General features: G+C 62.4%; 1 protein-coding gene. It reads left to right on the top strand.

Annotated elements, in window-relative coordinates; genetic code table 11:
- The first annotated feature begins 47 nt into the window (after positions 1–47).
- Positions 48–1,288 (top strand): IS3 family transposase gene (locus ABGB19_RS26020; RefSeq protein ID WP_347688889.1). Its coding sequence is split into 2 segments (ribosomal slippage): positions 48–333 and positions 333–1,288, totalling 1,242 coding nucleotides; the frame shifts between segments, so codons are not numbered across the junction.
- Positions 1,289–1,312 lie beyond the last annotated feature (24 nt).

Genomic DNA, 1,312 nt, shown 5'->3' with positions numbered 1-1,312 from the left:
TGAAGTACCCCAGGTTTTGTTCCGATCCCTATAGGAGGATTGGAAGAATGCCCCGTCAGTATTCGCCGGAGTTTCGGCAGCGTGCGTTGCGGTTGTTGGAGACCACGATGGAGGCCTCAGATATCTCGGAGTTTGAGGCGATTAAGTCTGTGGCGAGCAAACTTGGTATCTCGGAGGAGTCGCTGCGCCGGTGGCGCCGCAAGGCGCAGGTGGAGGCCGGTGAGCGCCCCGGAACGACGAGCCAAGAGCACGCCGAGATCCGCCGACTTAAGCGTGAGCTCGCCGAAACCCGCAGAGCCAACGAGGTTCTCAAAGCTGCATCAGCGTTTTTTGCAGCCGAGCTCGACCGCCCCGCGACGAAATGATCGCCTTCATTGACGCCCACCGCGGTCAGTTCGGGGTCGAGCTCATTTGCCGTGTCTTGCGGGCAGCAACCACTGGTTTTCTCACATCGCGCGGCTATCGGGCGGCCAAGACCCGCCCGGCGTGCGACCGTGAGATCCGCGACGAGCAGCTGATCGCCGATCTGCGCGCGGTGCACGAGAAGAACTACTCGTGTTACGGGGTGCTCAAGATGCATCAGGCCATGAAGCGTCAGGGTTGGCGGTGCGGCCGCGAGCAGACCCGCCGGTTGATGCGCAAGGCTGGACTGCGCGGGGTGCAGCGCGGCAAGCCAGTGTTCACCACGATCACTGATCCGGCCGAGCAACGGCCGGCAGACCTGGTCAACCGGCAGTTCAAGGCGGCCGCTCCGAACCGGTTGTGGGTCGCCGACATCACCTTTGTGCGCACCTGGCAGGGATTCTGCTACACCGCGTTCGTCACCGACGCCTGCAGCAGAAAGATAGCCGGCTGGGCGGTCGCGGCCAGTATGCGCACCGAGGATCTGCCTCTGCAGGCATTCGATCATGCTGTGTGGCAGGCGAACTCAGATCTATCTGAGTTGGTTCATCATTCCGACCGCGGATCACAATACCTATCGCTGGTATACACCGAACGTCTCGGCGAGCTCGGGATCGCCCCTTCGGTGGGCTCTCGCGGCGATAGTTATGACAACGCCCTCGCCGAGGCGGTCAACGCCGCCTACAAGACCGAGTTGATCAACCGTGGCAAACCGTGGCGTTGCGTCGACGACGTCGAACTGGCCACCGCCCAATGGGTGTTCTGGTACAACGAGGAACGCCTGCATGAGACCCTCGGCTACGTTCCACCAGCCGAGTACGAGGCCGCCCTGACCGGCGCCTCACACCCTGCGAGCCAGCCAACCCCGGCCCTCGCAACCAAGTAGGAACAAAACCTGGGGTACTTCAAG

Source organism: Mycobacterium sp. B14F4 (assembly GCF_039871645.1).
GTDB lineage: Bacteria > Actinomycetota > Actinomycetes > Mycobacteriales > Mycobacteriaceae > Mycobacterium.
Note: the sequence above shows the minus strand (reverse complement) of the source record. Positions and strands in the feature narration are given on the sequence as shown.